A 17089-nucleotide genomic window follows, 5' to 3' on the forward strand; every position below is an offset into this window, starting at 1 on the left:
TTGGCGGCAGCCAGTGCTGCAGACGAGGCGTAAGCCGAGTGGACCGCAGTTTCACTAGAACAAGGTGCGCGAAGGCTTGGGCATTGCCCTGTTGCCCGGCGCGCTGCAGGCTCCTGCTGCTGCTGGTGAGTGAGCGGCTGCGCCTGAGTTTTAAGAAAAATAGCCCGCTAGCGCTTGATTTGTAAGCGCTGGCAGCTATCAAAACGGAAGCATTCCATCTGCCATGGGTTTCACCACGCTATCGCTCACGGGTCGCGCGCTGCGCTTGCTGAGCCAGCGGGAGCATTCACGGGCCGAGTTGCAGCGCAAGCTCGGCCCCCATGTGCAAGAGGGCGAGGATTTGAATGCGGTGCTCGATGGCCTGCAGGCCAAGGGCTTCATCAGCGAGGAGCGGGTGGTCGAATCGGTGTTGAACCGGCGCGCCAGCCGCCTGGGCGCGGCGCGCATCCGGCAAGAGCTGCAGGCCAAGGGCTTGGGTGCAGAGGCGGTGCAGCAAGCCGTGGCCCGGCTGCAAGATACTGAGCTGGAACGTGCCCGCGAGGTGTGGCGCCGCAAGTTTGGCGAGCCTGCCGCAGACCCGCAAACCCGCGCCAAGCACATGCGGTTTTTGCTGGCTCGGGGGTTTTCTGGCGACGTGGTGCGCCGCGCGGTGCAGGGCACTGAGGATGGCGACGGGGCTTGACCCCGTGGGTGCGCAACGCACCCACGCCATGCGCCATAAAACGTTTTAAACGCCCAACATCAATTGCAGGTTTTGCACGGCAGCGCCGCTGGCGCCTTTGCCCAGATTGTCCAGGCGCGCCACGGCCACGGCCTGGCGGTACTGCTCGTTGGCAAACACGCGCAACTCCAGCTTGTTGGTGTCAGCCAGCGTGTCGGCGGCCAGCTTCAAGTCATCGGTGGGCGGCAGCACGCTCACCCATTGCTCGGGTGTATTGGTGCGGCGGTAGTGGCTGGCGAGCGCGTCGTGCAGGTCGCTGGCCTTGGGCGCGCCGGGCAGCAAGTCCAAATGCAGCGGCAGTTGCACCAGCATGCCCTGGCGGAAGTTGCCCACGGCGGGGATGAACACCGGGCGGCGTGTGAGGCCGGTGTAGCGCAGGATCTCGGGAATGTGCTTGTGGGCCAGACCCAGGGCGTAGGCTTCGTACGGAGCGGCCGTGCCTGCCTCGTACGCTTCGATCATGGTGCGGCCGCCACCCGAGTAGCCCGACACCGAGGGCAGGCTCAAGGGGTAGTCGGCAGGAATCAGGCCCGCATCCACCAAGGGGCGCAGCAGTGCGATGGCGCCCGTGGCATAGCAGCCAGGGTTGGAAACGCGCGAGGCTTCGCGCACGGCCTGGGCCTGTGCAGCGGCCAGTTCTGGAAAGCCGTACACCCAGCCATCGGCTGTGCGGTGCGCGGTGCTGGCATCAATCACTTTCACCGTGCGGCCCGTGCTGCGCTCGATCTCATCGACCATGGCCACGGTCTCGCGGGCTGCGTCGTCGTGCAGGCACAGCACCACCAGGTCCACGCCCGCAATCAGGTCGCGCTTGGCGGCGGGGTCTTTGCGCAGTTCGGGGGCAATGCTCACCAGCTCGATTTGCGGCATGGCTTGCAGGCGTTCACGGATCTGCAGGCCCGTGGTGCCGGCTTCGCCATCGATAAAGACTTTGGACATGGGGGTGTGCTCCTGCGAAAAAGAGAGGGGGCTGCGACAGGCGCCTGCCCTGTATGACTTGACCGGGTGCGTGGGGGCCGTAAGTTTCCCACAAGGATGGTGCGTTGCAGCATGATACAGTCGCAGGTTGCCATGTCCCAAGCCCGCGGCCAGACAATCTGTTCATGGCAAACGGGTAACTACCATCCTTCCCTGAGAGAGACCTCATGAAGATTCACGAATACCAAGGCAAGGAAATCTTGCGTCAATTTGGTGTGCCCGTTCCGCGCGGCATTCCCGCTTTCACGGTGCAAGAAGCCGTGGAAGCTGCACAAAAGCTCGGCGGCCCCGTGTGGGTGGTCAAGGCCCAGATCCACGCAGGTGGCCGTGGCAAGGGCGGCGGCGTGAAGGTTGCCAAGACCATCGACGACGTCAAGAAGCTGGCTGAACAAATCCTGGGCATGCAGCTGGTCACGCACCAGACGGGCCCCGAAGGCCAGAAGGTTCGCCGCCTGTACATCGAAGACGGCGCCGACATCAAGAACGAACTGTACGTGTCCCTGGTGACCGACCGCGCCACGCAGAAGGTGGCCCTGATCGCTTCGAGCGAAGGCGGCATGGACATCGAAGAAGTGGCCCACTCCACTCCCGAGAAGATCGTCACCGAGATGATCGACCCGCTGGTTGGCATCACTGCCGAGCAGAGCAAGAAGGTGGCAGCCGCCATCGGCCTGACGGGCGCTTCCATCGACCAAGCCGTAGACATCTTTGCCAAGATCTACAAGTGCTACATGGACACCGATGCGTCGCTGGTGGAAATCAACCCGCTGAACTGCGACTCCAAGGGCAACCTGATGGCCCTGGACGCGAAGTTCAACTTTGACGCCAACGCCCTGTTCCGCCACCCCGAAATCGTGGCCTACCGCGATCTGGACGAAGAAGATCCCGCCGAAGTGGAAGCTTCGAAGTTCGATCTGGCCTACATCAGCCTGGACGGCAACATCGGCTGCCTGGTGAACGGCGCTGGCCTGGCCATGGCCACCATGGACACCATCAAGCTGTTCGGCGGCGAGCCAGCCAACTTCCTGGACGTGGGCGGCGGTGCTACCCCCGAGAAGGTCACCGAAGCCTTCAAGATCATGCTCAAGAACCCCAAGGTCAAGGGCATTCTGGTCAACATCTTCGGCGGCATCATGAAGTGCGACACCATCGCCACCGGCGTGATCACCGCTTGCAAGGCCGTGAACCTGAACGTGCCGCTGGTCGTGCGCATGAAGGGCACGAATGAAGAGCTGGGCAAGAAGATGCTGGCCGAGTCCGGCCTGCCCATCATCGCTGCAGACACCATGGCCGAAGCCGCGACCAAGATCGTTGCTGCCGTCAAGTAAGCCCGGAGAACATACATGTCGATCTACATCAACAAAGACACCAAGGTCATCACCCAGGGTATCACGGGCAAGACTGGCCAGTTCCACACCGAAAAGTGCCAGGAATACGCAAACGGCAAGAACTGCTTTGTCGCGGGCGTGAACCCCAAGAAGGCTGGCGAGTCGATCTTCAACATCCCGATCTACGCCTCCGTCAAGGAAGCCGCCCAGCAAACCGGCGCCACCGTGTCGGTGATCTACGTGCCTCCAGCAGGCGCTGCGGATGCCATCTGGGAAGCTGTGGAAGCCGACCTGGACATGGCCATCTGTATTACCGAAGGCATTCCGGTCAAGGACATGCTGATGGTGCGCAACAAGATGAAAGCCAAGGAAGCTGCTGGCGGCAAGAAGACCCTGCTGCTGGGCCCCAACTGCCCCGGCATCATCACGCCCGACGAAATCAAGATCGGCATCATGCCCGGTCACATCCACCGCAAGGGCCGTATCGGCGTGGTGTCCCGTTCGGGCACGCTGACGTACGAAGCCGTGGCCATGCTGACCGAAGTGGGCCTGGGCCAGTCGACCGCCGTGGGCATTGGTGGCGACCCCATCAACGGCCTGAAGCACATCGACGTGATGAAGGCTTTCAACGACGATCCAGACACCGATGCCGTGATCATGATCGGCGAAATCGGCGGCCCTGACGAAGCCGAAGCCGCCCAGTGGTGCAAGGCCAACATGAAGAAGCCTGTGGTCGGCTTCATCGCTGGCGTGACGGCCCCTCCCGGCAAGCGCATGGGCCACGCTGGCGCGCTGATCTCTGGCGGCGCTGACACGGCTGACGCCAAGCTCGCCATCATGGAAGAGTCGGGTTTCGTCATCACCCGCAACCCGTCGGAACTGGGCAAGCTGCTCAAGGCCCAGCTGAAGTAATCCAGCGGTTCCAGGCCAGCCCATGGGTTGGCCTGCCACGTACCGTTGACTGCACCCGCCACCGTTTGGTCGCGGGTGCTTTTTTTTGCTGTTCAGGCAGACCGGGATGCTCGGACAAGCTTGAGAGATTGGTGTGACAAATTTGTCGCTACGAGGGTGGCAGGCGACAAAGAGCGGCACCGCCAGAGTGTCGGGCGCCCTGGGAAAGCTGGTGGGGGAGCGCCTACCCGCCGTGTGGCGAACGGGCTTAATTTTTGCTTTTTACATCCACTCACAGAATGGAACGTGGATTGCAGTGGCCAGAAAATTACCGGAGCGCAGGGTGGAACCAAGGCGGTGGACGGGATGGATCAGCGCCGCCACGGCCCTGGCTTTGACGGGAGGCTTGTGGCTTGCGGGTGTATTGCCTCAGGCCCAGCAGATCTTGTACGACGCTGCTGTGGCCCACGCTTCGCCCGGCGCGATGAGCGAGGCGGTGTTGGTGGACATTGATGCCCGTAGCTTGGCAGCGGCTGGCGGTAACTGGACCTATGACAACCATGCCGCATTGATTGACCGCTTGGCCCAGGCCGGCGCCAGCACCGTGGTGTATGCCGTACCGTTGGCCCCGCCTGCCACGCCGCCCGATGCACAAGCGCTGGTGAGCAGCATTGCCCAGGCCCAAAACGTGATCTGGCCAGCGGTAATTGCGGACAAAGGGCCGGCCGCTTCACTGCCACCGGCTTTTCATCGCAGTACCTTGGCAGCCCTTGGCGGCCGTGGGCCTGCCATGGTGCCTGTGCAGATGGGGCCTTTTGCGGAGGCCGCTGCAGGCGTGGGGCATTTGCAATGGGGGGCTGACAGCGATGGCATTCTCCGGCAGGTGCCTCTGGTACTCAGCCACGATAGCGTGGGAGTGCCTGCGCTTGCGCTGCTGGCTGCCCAGCGTGTGTTGCATCTCAGCGCCGAAGATATTTCTTGGAGAGGCGGCAGTTCCAGCCCTGGTCTGCTGCTGGGCAGCTTGGCGGTGGGGGTGGATGCGGGTGCGGTGATGCGCCCAGTGTTTGGCGTATCCCTGCCTCGGTTGGCGGCAGCCGATGTGGTGGCTAACCAAGTGCCACCGGCAGCCCTGCGCGACAAGACCGTGGTGGTAGGAATGACGGCAGGGCCGCAAGCCGCTGTGTGGACCGTACCGGGGGGCTCGTCTTTGCACGCATCCGATGTGGTGGCCCAGACCTTGGTCGGATTGCGTGTGGCCCGCTCCGTGACGGCTCCAAACTGGGCCCACACCCTGGCATGGGGTGCGGTGCTCGCCATGGCTTTGGTGGTTGTGGCGCTGCCCGGTTTGCGCACAAGAGTGGCTTGGGGCGTTGCACTGGGGCTCGCCACGTTGCTGCTTGCCATGCAATGGTGGTGGTTGCAACGCGCCTTGCATATGGTGCCTCTTATGGCCGCCGCCGCAGTGGTGCTGTGGGGGCAGTTGCTGTGCAGTGTTTGGGCTGCATTACCAAAACGAACGCCGGGTGAAGTGCCGCAAGGCTCTGCCGATGCCGAGCGCATGATGGCGCTAGCTCTGCATGGTCGTGGTGAGTTTCTGCAGGCCTTTGAGCGCTTCAAGTTACTGCCGACCAGCGACGCATTGAAGGAAAACCTCTACCACCTGGGCAAGGACTTTGAGCGCAAAAAAGACTTTGCTCTGGCCAAGAAGGTGTTCAAGCATCTGGTGTATCGCGATGCCGAATACAAAGATGCGCGGGCACGCTACCGCCATGCCAAGACCCACTTGCTGGCCCAGGCTGGCATTTCGCCGGGCCATGGCGCTGGCAGTAGCTTTGGCGAAGGTGCTTCGTCACTGCCTGCCTCCGTGCAAGAAACGCTGCCGCGCCAAAAGGCCTCCGGTGCATTTGCGCACTATGAGCTCAAGCACGAGTTGGGCAAGGGCGCGATGGGGGTCGTCTACCAAGGGCGAGACTTGCGCTCAGGCCGAATGGTGGCGATCAAAACCTTGGCACTGCACCAGGAGTTTGAGGGGGCTGCGCTGGTGGATGTCCGCGAACGTTTTTTCAAAGAGGCAGAAGCCGCAGGGCGGTTGGAGCACCCGAACATCGTGACCATTGATGGCTCTGGGGAAGCGCAGGGGCTCGCCTACATCGCGATGGAGTTCGTGGCCGGCACGGACCTGACCGCTTTCACTCAAACCCCCCACCTGTTGCCGGTGGCGCAGGTGTTGGCCATTGGCGCTCGGGTAGCAGGTGCCCTGGACTATGCCCATGCACACCATGTCGTACATCGCGATGTCAAACCCGCGAACATCATGTGGGACCCTGCCACCGACACGGTGAAGGTGATGGATTTTGGAGTAGCCCGTATTACCGATGCGAGCAAGACGCGCACGGGCATCGTGCTGGGCACGCCCAGCTTCATGTCGCCTGAACAGCTGTGTGGCGCCAAGGTGGATGGGCGAACAGATCTGTACGCGTTGGGTGTGACCCTGTTCCAGCTGCTCACGGGCGCATTGCCGCTGCGAGCCGAGTCGATGCCAGAACTCATGCACAAGATCGTTCATGTGCCAGCGCCAGACGTTCGCACGCTGCGCCCCGACTTGCCCGAGGCCGTAGCAACACTGGTGGCCAAGGCGTTGAACAAGCGGCCCGAGGACCGTTACCAGACAGGTGCGCAGCTGGCGCAAGCGCTCACGCACGCCATGGACAACGCTCTGCAACAAAGTATTGGCGAAGCAATTGCGGCAGTCGTCTATGATCCAGACCGCTCCCCTGCAGAGCAAAACATGTTGCTGACAAAAACCACGGTGCTGGAGCACCCACAGCAACAAAGCCCAGCATCCAGGCCTGTGGCTGCCCCTGTGGGATGACGTGCTTCCCAATCCATGACTTACGAATTTTTCGCCCAAACCGACCGGGGGCGCGTGCGCGCCAACAATGAAGACGCCGTGGCTGTCGATCGGGAAGCCCAGGTGGCCGTCTTGGCTGACGGCATGGGCGGCTACAACGCGGGCGAAATTGCCAGTGGAATGGCCATTGCCTACATTGGCACGGAAATGAGTCGCTGGCTGGCGCAGGCCGGGACTACGCCACCCGCCACGGATGTGTGGCGGGCGCTGGAGTTGTGTGTGGAAAACGCCAACCATGCCATTTTGGGCGCTTCGCTGTCCAACCCGCAGTACTCCGGCATGGGTACCACGTTGGTGGTGGGCGTTTTTCAGTGCGATCGCCTCATCCTCGGCCATATCGGGGATTCACGCTGCTACCGCTTGCGCGCAGGGGTTTTGCAGCAAATCACGCGAGACCATTCCTGGTTGCAGGAACAGGTCGATGCAGGCATATTGACCCGGGAGCAGGCAGCCGCGTCGTCCAACCGCAATTTGGTCACCCGTGCGTTGGGCGTAGAGCCGCATGTGCAAATGGAAGTGAACGAATTTCAAGTGGCGCCCAGCGACCTGTTTGTGATGTGCTCTGACGGTTTGACCGACATGGTCAATGACGAAGAGCTGGCAGATTTGCTGTGCGCGCCTGGCTCTCTGGAAGAAAAAGCAGGGCGGCTCATTGACACGGCCAATGCCCATGGCGGTCGTGATAACGTCAGCGTATTGCTGGTGCAGGCGGCTGCCGGAGGGAAAAAACGCAGCCTCATGTCCCGTCTTTTGGGCTCTGCCTGACGGACAGCAACATAACAATTCATCAAATCAGGAGTAGATCATCATGCCCAGAATGATCGTTTCGATCGACGGCGTCGTCATCAAAGAAGTGCAACTCACCAAAGAGCGCACGACGCTGGGCCGCCGCCCGTACAACGACATCGTGATCGACAACCTGGCGGTGAGCGGTGAACACGCGGCCATCCACATGGTGCCTGATGGTGTCGAGATTGAAGACCTGGGGAGCACGAACGGCACCTACGTCAACGCCAAGGCAGTCAAGCGCCAGGAGCTGCGCAACGGCGACACCATCGAGGTGGGCAAATACAAGATACGCTTCCTGCAAGATGCAGACGCCCAGAACTTCGAGAAGACCATGGTGTTCAAGCCGGGAATGGCTCCGGCGCTGAATCCGGCGGCAAGGCCCGGTGGTGTGGTTGCGCCTCCTGCCCCTATGAATGCCGTTATCCGGGTGCTGTCGGGCGCAGCGGCTGGCCGCGAAGTCGCCTTGCACAAGGTGGTGACAACCATCGGCAAACCCGGTGTTGCCGTGGCGTCCATCACCAAGCGCATTCAGGGCTTCGTGCTGGCCCATGTGGAAGGCCCGGACATGCCTCTGCTCAATGGTGTGGCGATTGGCTCCAGCCCTGTCCCGCTCAAAAGCGGCGACAAGCTGGAACTCGCGGGCACCGAGATGCAGTTCGAGCAAACCTGATTGACGTGACCGCCAAGCCCCGGCGATTTGCCTGGGCCGGGTGCGTTGAGCCCATGCGCAGCTCCTTGTTGTTTCGCCGCTGGCGCCGCGTGCTGCTCACGTTGATCCCGCTGGCACTGGCGCTTTTGCATGTTTCGGCCGCCATGCCCCTGCCGCTGCTGGAGCGGCTGGACCAGTTCATCTACGACGCCCGCATGCGCCTGGGGATGTCGCGAACCCTTGACGAGCGCATCGTCATTGTGGATATCGATGAAAAAAGCATCGATCGCATCGGGCGCTGGCCCTGGGGCCGAGACAAACTCGCAGATCTGACCCAAGAATTGTTCGCACGCCAGCGTGTGTCTGTGGTGGGCTTCGATGTGGTGTTTGCCGAGCGCGACAACAGCTCCGGGCTGGCATCCCTGCGCGCCTTGGAGCGAGGGCCCTTGGCCAAAACTCCTGGCTTTGCCGAGCAACTGGCTCGTTTGGCTCCTTCCCTCGACCACGATGCCTTGTTTGCTCGCAGCCTTCATGGGCATGCGGCGGTGCTGGGCTACTACTTCACCAGTGATCGCCAGGGGCACACCCAAGGCACGCTTCCTCCGCCGGTGGTGACTGGTGCCCAGCTGCGCGGCAGGCCGCTGGCAGCCACCACCTGGAATGGCTACGGAGCCAATCTCAGCGAATTGAATCAGGCTGCCGCTCAGGCGGGGTTCTTCAACACCATCGGCGACAACGATGGGGTCGTTCGCAGCTTGCCACTGCTGGCCGAATACCAGGGCCAGTATTACGAGTCGCTGGCTCTGGCCATGTTTCGCGCCATGATGGGCGGGCCCACCGTGGAGCCCGGCTTTCCGGCGACGGCTTCTCTTGGCACCCACGACACACTGGAAAGCGTGGTCTTGGTAGACGGCACGCGCCGCATGGCTTTGCCTGTGGATGAACGGCTGGCCATGCTCATCCCTTTCCGCGGCCCCGGCGGCCCTGAGGGCGGCTCCTATGCCTACATTTCTGCCAGCGACTTGCTGGAAGGAAAAATTGCAGAGGGCACCTTGGCAGACAAAGCGGTCTTGATCGGCACCTCGGCCCCGGGGCTGCAAGATGTGCGTACGACCCCGGTCGGCCCGGTGTATCCAGGCGTAGAAGCCCATGCCAGTATGCTGACGGCACTGATGGACGGCAGCACCATCGCCATCCCGGATTACGCACGCGGTTTCGATGTTCTTCAGCTTTTGATGGTGGGGCTGGTTCTTGCGTTTGGGCTGTCAGTGCTGCCGGCTGGCCCCGCGTTGTTGCTGAGCGCAGCGGTGTTCCTCGCTCTGACCCTGCTCAATTTCTGGTTGTATCGGACGCACGGGCTGGCAATGCCGCTGGCAACCGCCCTTGCGCTGGTATTCACAGCCACAGCGGTCAACATCGCCCATGGCTATTTGTTTGAAAGCCGGGCCAAACGCGCTCTGGCTTCGCGTTTTCGCTCTTACGTGCCGCCCCCACTGGTAGATGAGATGCTCAAGCATCCCGAGCACTACAGCATGCAAGCAGACAGTCGGGAACTCACGGTGATGTTCTGCGACATGCGAGGCTTCACGGCCCTGTCTGAGTGCATGCCCCCGCTGCAACTGCAAGCGCTTTTGAACCGGGTGTTCACGCGGCTGACGGAAGTCATCCAGGGTGAGCGGGGCACCATCGACAAATACATGGGCGACTGCGTGATGGCCTTCTGGGGCGCTCCTGTGCCTGCACAAGATCACGCTGCGTGCGCTGTGCGTGCGGCTTTGGGCATGGCCCGGGCAGTCGAGCAACTCAACCAGGAGCATCGCGCGCAAGGCTTGCCGGAAATTGGCGTTGGCATTGGTCTGAACACGGGGCTCATGTGCGTTGGTGACATGGGCTCCAACATTCGTTTGAGCTACACCGTCATCGGCGATGCGGTCAACCTGGGTTCGCGTCTCGAAGGGCTGTGCAAGACCTACGGCACATCCATCGTGGTGAGTGAATCTGCCATGCAACTCGCCCCTCAGTTTGTTTGGCAGGCCATGGATCGCGTTCGTGTCAAGGGCAAGGCGCAGGCCGTACCGATTTACCAGCCGCTGCTGCCCCTGGATCAGCTACCCGCCGAACTCGCCGAAGAACTGGTGGTGTGGGAGGGTTTTCTGCGAGCCTATGCAGCGCAGGAATGGGCACAATGCGACAAGCTGATGGCGCAGTTGCGAGGCCTCAGACCTTGTTGCACTCTTTATGAGTTGTATGCTGCACGGGTCGAAGGCCTGCGTGGGTTGCCTTTCAATCCCGACTGGGACAGCGCCACCAATTTCGACACCAAGTAGAAGGCTCTACATGAAGGTTCGCGTGCTGGGGTGTTCCGGCGCTATCGCCAAGGACTGTCGCACGACATCGTTCTTGATTGGTGACAGCATCTTGCTCGATGCCGGCACCGGCGTGGGCGACTTGACGCTGGAAGAGATGGACAAGATTGACCATGTGTTGCTGACGCATTCGCACCTGGACCACGTCGCCGCGCTGCCCCTGATGCTCGACGCGGTGTCGTCACAGCGCCGTCACCCGGTGCAAGTGCACGCCCTGGCTGCCACTATTTCGGCGCTGCAGACACATGTCTTCAACAACGTCATCTGGCCGGATTTCAGTGCGATACCGTCTGCTGCATCCCCATTTCTGCAGTATCAAGCTTTTGTATGCGGTGATTTACTGAGCATCGCAGGTGTGCAGATCGAGGTGCTGCCAGCCCACCATACCGTCCCCGCGGTGGGGTTTGCGGTAGAAGGGGATACGGGCTGGTGGGTGTTCAGCGGGGACACCGAGCGCAATCCCCCATTTTGGAATCGTATCAACACATTGAAGGTGGCTTGTTTGGTGATCGAAACAGCCTTCAGCAACCGTGAAAGCGATCTGGCAAGGCGGAGCTTGCACCTCTCGCCCGAGGCCTTGGCGCAGGAACTGGCTCATATCCCTGCAGCTAACCATTACCCCATCTATATCACGCACACCAAGCCGTCGGAAACCGAACTGATCATGGACGAGATCAGGCAGCTTGACGGCACCGCAAGCCCCCTGCACAGCCAGCACGACATCCGATGGCTCAGCGCAGGGCAGACGCTGGAGGTGTAGTGGCCCGTTGTGCTGACATTACTGGGCGACAAAAATGTAATTTGCAAAAGGGTTGGGGCAATGTGCTGCTTGTCGGCCTGTTTCAGGAGTCGCCCAAGGCGAGATAGCTTCCTGCAGCGTCTGCAAAAAACTACGTTTTATGGGGTGATTGTGAAAGACCGCTTGACTCGAAGAGTGAGCTTTTGATCTTGCTCAATGTCTCCAACGCTTGCGCAGTGGTTTGGCCCAGTCACAAGCAGCGAAGGTCAGTGGGCATGGCGTTTGCTTAAAAGCTGCGCATTTGCAACTTTTCCTAGGAGTTCTTCATGAAGCGTTCTCTCCAAAAGGGTTTTACCCTGATCGAATTGATGATCGTTGTGGCGATCATCGGTATCTTGGCCGCCGTGGCCCTGCCTGCTTACCAGGATTACACCAAGCGCGCCAAAGCATCTGAAATCGTGCTCGCAGCCAGTTCTGCACGTACCTGTGTGACGGAAATTGTTCAATCATCAGGTTTTGCCAGTCTCAACACCTGCGGGAGTGGTTTCAAAAAGACGAAATACGCATCTGCCCTCACCGTTGGCACGACAAGCGGGTTGATCACGGTCGTGGGCCAGGTGAGCGCTACCGACCCTATTACAGTCACACTTAAGCCGTCGGGAACCGCCGACAATGGTATCAAAGAATGGGTTTGCAAGGGCACCCCAATCAAGTTGATGCCGGGCTCTTGCCGTTAATTTCGCATTTATGCGACCAAAAACCCCAGGCAACTGGGGTTTTTTTTTGAATATGCAGAAAAAATACCCGCACTTGTTGGCTTTGATTCTGGGTGTCATCACCGTTTTGCTCTACTGGCCAGGGCTGGGCGGTACCTTTTTTTATGACGATTATTCCAATCTCAATGCTCTTTCAAGCATCGCCAATCTGCACCAGTTCATTGAATTTGTTTTCTCTGGCAATGCCGGCCCACTTGGTCGCCCCATTGCTTTATTGACCTTTGGATTGCAGAGCGCCTATTGGCCTGGAGGCGGTACCATTTTGCTTGGTACCAATGTCGCCATTCATGCGTGCAATACCATCCTGGTTTTTTATCTCTGCCGCCAACTCCGGCTTTTGACCCATAACACTTGCGAAGCCAGCCGATCTGACAACGAATTTGCGTTGATCGCTGCAGCCTTCTGGGCACTTTCACCCATTTTGGCGTCGAGCAGCCTGATTCTGGTACAGCGCATGACAGGGCTTTCAGCCCTCTTCGTCTTACTGGGTTTGCTGGGCTATCTCCGTTGCTATTCGCACTTTAAAAACCACCCCCGCCAGCAATTGCTGGTGCAGGCGCTCATACTCGGCGCAGCAACGGTTTTGTCTGCATTGTCCAAAGAAAATGGTGTATTGCTGCCCTCGTTGGCTTTTGCTATCGAGATTGCCTTGCTTAACAATACGGTGGTCGTACAAAAATACAGAAATATCCGCCTTGCCGTTCTGGGGCTTTCTGTTGCAGTTTTTTTGGTATATTTATCGCCCCTCGCAAGGCCCTGGTTTGAAATCAATGAATACCGGGGTTTTTCATCTTGGCAGCGCGTGCAAGGCGAGCTGGTCATACTTTGGCGATATATTTATTTAACCCTGTTTCCAAAAATCGCCTACTTTGGTCCATTTCAGGATCAAGTTGATCTTGGTTATTCTGTCGAGGCCATCGGGCTGAGCGCCTTTGCGTGGTTATTAATCACAGGGGTTGCATTTGGCCTCAGAAAGCGCAATCCCTGGCCCTGGTTTGCCGTGCTGTGGTTTCTGATCGGCCACATGATCGAATCTGGCCCGCTGTTGCTGGAGCCTTACTTTGAGCACCGCAATTACATCCCCCTGCTGGGCATCGCCACGCTCATTGCCCATGCATCCAGCGTTGCCATAAAACACTGGGGCAATCTTGCCAGATTGGCTATTTACGGTTATCTGACCATTCTTGCCGCCATCTTGCTCACCCTTGCCAGTCTTTGGGGCAAGCCACTGGAAGCTGCCAACTTCTGGGTTGAAACCAATCCGGGCTCCATTCGGGCGGTTGTGCACCAAGTCAACCTTAGCATGAGTAGTGACAGTACTGCATTGGCAGAAAATAATATGAACACTATTCAGATCAATCGCATGATGGTTGCCATCAAGCTATTGGACAAAACAACACAATGGTGTAAAGACTGCCTCAGCATCTACATGCAAACGCTTGCTTACTCTTGCATTATTGAAGAGCCAGATAAGACGCGTGTGCGTTTGGCGAAGATTGATGAATTGCTAGCGCAACCAAAAATAAGCATTGACATCACAAGCGTAGACGGTACCGCGGCGCTTGGGAGTTTGGTCGTCAATCAGCGGTGCCCGGCGGTTCAATACACCGATATTGAAAAAATACTTAATGCTATGCTGGCGCATGAAAAACAGGCCACATCGCCAGGGCTTGTGGCACGAATTTATTACCAGCTTGCCACACTTGCCTATGCAGAGCAGCGCTATGATGAAGTTGAAAAAATAATATCAACAGCAGATAAAAAATGGCCAGATGCACAGCCAGTCATTGAATTTCGGATCGAATATTATCTGCAACACAGCTCACGCATCGCTGCCATCAACTACATCCGTGAAAAAATGGCCCAGCATCAGCGAAACGAAGTTCACCTTCCCCGCTCTTACCTGATTGATTTGGAGCGCAGACTTCAAGAGCTGGAAAAAAATGAAAATTAGCATTGTTTTACCCGCAAAGAATGAAAGCGCTGCGATTGGCCAGACCCTCCAAAAGCTGCGCATGCAGTGCGCCCTCGCCGAAATCATCGTAGTCAACGATGGCTCCACCGATGACACTGCTGCCGTTGCGCAGGCGGCGGGTGCGCGCGTGGTGCACCACCCCTACAGCAAAGGCAATGGCGCGGCCATCAAGACGGGTGCGCGTGCTGTAACGGGTGACGTGATCGTGTTCATGGATGCGGATGGCCAGCATGACCCGGCAGACATTGCCCGCCTGTTGTCCAAGTTGGACGAGGGCCACGACATGGTCGTCGGCGCTCGCCAAAAAGGTTCGCAGGCTAGCGTGGGACGCGGGCTAGCAAATGGGCTATACAACCGGCTAGCCAGCTGGATGACCGGGCACAAGGTGGAAGACCTGACCAGCGGCTTTCGCGCCGTGCGGGCAGACAAGTTCCGCGAGTTTCTCTACCTCCTGCCCAATGGCTTTTCTTACCCCACCACCAGCACCATGGCGTTTTTCCGTGCCGGGTACTCGGTGGCTTACGTGCCCATTCATGCCGCCAAGCGCATTGGCAAAAGCCACATCCGCCTGCTGCGCGATGGTGCGCGATTTTTACTCATCATTTTCAAGATTGGTACGCTGTTTTCACCAATGAAGATTTTTGCCCCTGTGGCCTTGGTGATGTTTTTACTGGCGAGCGGCTGGTATGGTTGGACATTTATCACCATGCACAAGTTCACCAATATGAGCGCCTTGCTGTATACCGGCAGCGTGATTACCTTCATGATGGGGCTGATTTCAGAGCAGATTACGGCGCTGATGTACCGTGGCACTGAATAATGCTGTAACCTTTGCTGATTACATGTTGGCTTGATCCGCGCTGCTTATGAGCAGGCTTTCCATCCGCTGGCGCCCCGGCGGCCTGGCCCGTAGCGGCCTGGTTTTGCTGGGCTGGATGCTGCTGCGGGCTGCCATGCAGGCCGCCACGGTGGTGTGGCTGGCGCGGCAACTGGGCGCACAACCTTATGGGCAGTTTGTGGCAGTGGTGGCTGCATCCTCGTTTTTCACCCCGTTTGTAGGCTTGGGGTTGTCGCACATACTGCTGCGCAATGCGGCCCGCGACCCAGCGCACGCTGGCAACTATCTGGCGCGTGCGCTGCGTTGGTGGCTCCGCACGCTCCTGCCGTGCGTGGCTGCGTCCGTGGTGGTGGCCCTGTGGTTGCTGCCTGAGCGTATAGCGTTGCTTGCTCTGTTGGTGGTAGCTGCAGCCGAACTATCCGCAACCTCGTTGACCGAGCTGTGCGCCCGCCACGTGCAGGCGCAGCAGCGCACCCATGCCTTTGGCGCCGTCAACGCGGGCTTGCCGGGCGCTCGGCTGGTGGCACTGGGCCTGTTGTGGTCAGGCACGCGGGATGCAGGAGTCACCGCCGTGCTGTGGACTTACGCGGCCAGCGGGCTGATCTATGCCGCGCTGTTATGGCTGCCTTTGCGCGCGGCGGCCAAAGCGCCTGATGCGGTGCTGCCCGAGCCCATGACAGCGCGCAGTGGGCTGCCATTCAGCTTGGCCGTTTTTGCCACCAAGCTGCAAGGCGAGTTCAACAAACCCATGCTGGCACAAGCGGGGTATGGCCTGGCAGGCACCTACAACGTGGCCCAACGGGTGGTGGACATGGCCAGCCTGCCTGTCTTGGCGCTGCAAGAGGCGTTGTGGCCGCGCTTGTATGCCCAGGCCAACCCGGCGCGGCAGTTGCGCCGCACTGGTGCAGCGCTGCTGGTGCTGGCGCTGGCTTTGGGTGTAGCTTTATGGCTGGTGGCCCCGCTGCTGCCCGTAGTGTTTGGTGCCGATTTTATGGATGCGGTTGCAGTGCTGCGCCTGCTGGCCTGGTTGCCTATGCTGCAGGTGTTGCGGGGCCTGCTCAATTTCCATGCGATTCATCATGGGCGAATGCAGAAAATTGCTTGGGCCTACGCCATCGGTGGGATGGTCAGCGTGGTGAGCGTGGCAGTATTGGCGCCTACTTATGGCCTGATGGGGGCTGTGTGGGCCGGCTACGCCGCAGAGGCCGTGATGATTGTTTTTTTGCTTCAGGGCGCGCTACGCATCCGCCGATAACCCGTTTGACGAAAGCTACGCATGTCTCTGCCTGAACCCATACGCAACTCCCAGGTACTGCGTCGCCCCTTGCTAGCTGTTAGCCGAGCTTTGTTTGCGCTGCTAAAGACCGGGCCTGCGCTGCTGCGTCGGGCTGTCTACGACGCCATGCCGGTACCGTATTTAGTGACCGGGCGTCCTGAACATTTCGTGGTTGCGACTGCGGACAAAGTGATTGGCCGCGAATTGTTCCTGCATGGCGAATTTGACTTTGCCAAACTGCAAACGGCTTTGGCGATTATTGAGCGAGAGGGTCTACCCCGCCCTAAACACTTGATCGATGTCGCCGCCAATATCGGCACCATCGTCATTCCTGCATTGGCCCGCGGACTGATGCAATCGGCCACCGCTGTCGAACCGCACCCCAACAATCTTCGGCTGCTGCGCACCAACCTGGCACTGAACGGCTTGTCGGAGCGTGTGCGCGTGCTGGCACAGGCCGTGGGAGCGGAGTCCCATGCTTCGTTATTCCTCACGGAGTCTTCAACCAACAGTGGCAACCATTCGATTGGTCGCACGGGCCTGCCTGTCGATTCAACGCGTCTCGACGATGTGGATTGTCCGCACGATGGTGCGCTGCTATGGATGGATATCGAGGGTTATGAAGGCCATGCACTGCGCGGTGCGCCAAACCTGTTGTCTGTGAATACAACACTGGCTACCTTGAAAACTCGGGTGGAATGAATTGGTTTCGGGAGGCGCTGGCGGGGCGGCGGATTTTTGATTTGAAGCAAGGTGTGCAGCCTGTAGAGATCACGCTGGATAAGTTGACTGTGATGTATCCGGCAGGTTCTGCATTTACGGATATTTTGGCAATAAAAAATAGGGGTTGAT

At 59.4% G+C, this 17089-nt stretch carries 15 protein-coding genes; 14 read left to right on the forward strand and 1 reads right to left on the reverse strand.

Features of this window, described 5'->3' with window-relative positions:
• The first annotated feature begins 223 nt into the window (after positions 1–223).
• The gene (recX, locus tag IHV84_RS05055; RefSeq protein ID WP_198846069.1) at positions 224–682 is read left to right on the forward strand and encodes a recombination regulator RecX; all 459 of its coding nucleotides are present in this window, start codon (positions 224–226) and stop codon (positions 680–682) included.
• 45 nt (positions 683–727) lie between these two features.
• Here the strand turns inward: recX and argC are convergent, their stop codons facing one another.
• Entirely contained in the window at positions 728–1660 is a 933-nt protein-coding gene (argC, locus tag IHV84_RS05060) for an N-acetyl-gamma-glutamyl-phosphate reductase (RefSeq protein WP_198846070.1), read from the reverse strand.
• A gap of 206 nt (positions 1661–1866) precedes the next feature.
• Here argC and sucC point away from each other — a divergent pair, with 206 nt between their 5' ends.
• The 13 genes from sucC to IHV84_RS05125 all read left to right on the forward strand — a co-directional run bounded on the left by sucC (position 1867) and on the right by IHV84_RS05125 (position 17088).
• Complete coding sequence (gene sucC, locus IHV84_RS05065; RefSeq protein ID WP_066696971.1) at positions 1867–3027, forward strand: ADP-forming succinate--CoA ligase subunit beta; 1161 nt, start codon at positions 1867–1869, stop codon at positions 3025–3027.
• Positions 3028–3042: 15 nt separating this feature from the next.
• The gene (gene sucD, locus IHV84_RS05070) at positions 3043–3939 is read left to right on the forward strand and encodes a succinate--CoA ligase subunit alpha (RefSeq protein ID WP_066696974.1); all 897 of its coding nucleotides are present in this window, start codon (positions 3043–3045) and stop codon (positions 3937–3939) included.
• A gap of 322 nt (positions 3940–4261) precedes the next feature.
• Entirely contained in the window at positions 4262–6790 is a 2529-nt protein-coding gene (locus IHV84_RS05075; protein WP_198846071.1) for a serine/threonine-protein kinase, read from the forward strand.
• Between the two features lie 15 nt (positions 6791–6805).
• The gene (locus IHV84_RS05080) at positions 6806–7594 is read left to right on the forward strand and encodes a Stp1/IreP family PP2C-type Ser/Thr phosphatase (RefSeq protein WP_198846072.1); all 789 of its coding nucleotides are present in this window, start codon (positions 6806–6808) and stop codon (positions 7592–7594) included.
• Between the two features lie 43 nt (positions 7595–7637).
• Positions 7638–8288, forward strand: coding sequence for an FHA domain-containing protein (locus IHV84_RS05085; RefSeq protein ID WP_198846073.1), 651 nt, complete (start codon positions 7638–7640; stop codon positions 8286–8288).
• A gap of 5 nt (positions 8289–8293) precedes the next feature.
• Complete coding sequence (locus IHV84_RS05090; protein WP_370541197.1) at positions 8294–10594, forward strand: CHASE2 domain-containing protein; 2301 nt, start codon at positions 8294–8296, stop codon at positions 10592–10594.
• Between the two features lie 10 nt (positions 10595–10604).
• Positions 10605–11393, forward strand: a complete 789-nt coding sequence (locus IHV84_RS05095) for an MBL fold metallo-hydrolase (RefSeq protein ID WP_198846074.1) — start codon at positions 10605–10607, stop codon at positions 11391–11393.
• A 305-nt stretch (positions 11394–11698) separates the two neighbouring features.
• Positions 11699–12109 carry a prepilin-type N-terminal cleavage/methylation domain-containing protein gene (locus IHV84_RS20605; RefSeq protein WP_198846075.1) on the forward strand — a complete coding sequence of 137 codons (411 nt, stop codon included), beginning with the start codon at positions 11699–11701 and terminating at the stop codon, positions 12107–12109.
• 10 nt (positions 12110–12119) lie between these two features.
• A complete protein-coding gene (locus tag IHV84_RS05105; protein WP_198846076.1) occupies positions 12120–14102 on the forward strand; it encodes a hypothetical protein in 1983 nt (660 codons plus the stop codon).
• Positions 14092–14943 (forward strand): glycosyltransferase family 2 protein, encoded by an 852-nt coding sequence (locus tag IHV84_RS05110; RefSeq protein WP_198846077.1) that lies wholly within the window; start codon positions 14092–14094, stop codon positions 14941–14943. Before IHV84_RS05105 ends, IHV84_RS05110 begins: the two co-directional genes overlap by 11 nt.
• 46 nt (positions 14944–14989) lie before the next feature.
• A complete protein-coding gene (locus tag IHV84_RS05115; protein ID WP_198846078.1) occupies positions 14990–16216 on the forward strand; it encodes a lipopolysaccharide biosynthesis protein in 1227 nt (408 codons plus the stop codon).
• A 21-nt stretch (positions 16217–16237) separates the two neighbouring features.
• Positions 16238–16939, forward strand: coding sequence for an FkbM family methyltransferase (locus IHV84_RS05120; protein WP_198846079.1), 702 nt, complete (start codon positions 16238–16240; stop codon positions 16937–16939).
• Entirely contained in the window at positions 16936–17088 is a 153-nt protein-coding gene (locus IHV84_RS05125) for a hypothetical protein (RefSeq protein ID WP_198846080.1), read from the forward strand. The genes IHV84_RS05120 and IHV84_RS05125 overlap by 4 nt, the downstream gene beginning before the upstream one ends.
• The last annotated feature ends 1 nt before the right edge of the window (position 17089 follow it).

This window comes from Acidovorax sp. IB03, assembly GCF_016406015.1.
GTDB classification, from domain to species: domain Bacteria; phylum Pseudomonadota; class Gammaproteobacteria; order Burkholderiales; family Burkholderiaceae_C; genus Acidovorax; species Acidovorax temperans.